Source organism: Rhodococcus sp. P4_F3_2 (assembly GCF_056401335.1).
Map to the genome: position 1 here is coordinate 1 of NZ_JBFUJN010000287.1, position 377 is coordinate 377.

1 protein-coding gene is annotated in these 377 nt (G+C 40.1%); it reads right to left on the reverse strand.

From position 1 onward, the window contains the following. On the reverse strand, positions 1–377 hold a 377-nt coding region (locus tag AC1DWA_RS33775; protein ID WP_477917910.1), incomplete at both ends, for a carboxypeptidase-like regulatory domain-containing protein.

A 377-nucleotide genomic window follows, 5' to 3' on the forward strand; every position in this document is an offset into this window, starting at 1 on the left:
ATGTAGTAGTACTTGTAATATTTGACCTTAAAATAATTCCTTTAGAATCAGCGCCAAAGCCTACTGCGTTAGCTGTAATAACTACAGATTCTGGAGGAAGGTTCTGAATGGTAAAGAAACCATCTTCGCTAGTGGTTGTCACAGCAATAACTTTTCCGTTATTGGAGGTAGCAGTAACAGTTGCTCCTTGTATTCCCTCACTCGTAATTGTGTTAATTACTTGACCAGTAATGCTAGCTGGACTCGATTGCAATAAAAGAGTAGTAAACGCGGTTCTATCAGCTTCGACATTGATTCCAACTGTACCATTAATGAAACCGGCAGCAGAAGCAACGATAATATAGCCTCCAGGTTCAACGTTTAGGAAGGAGAAAGTG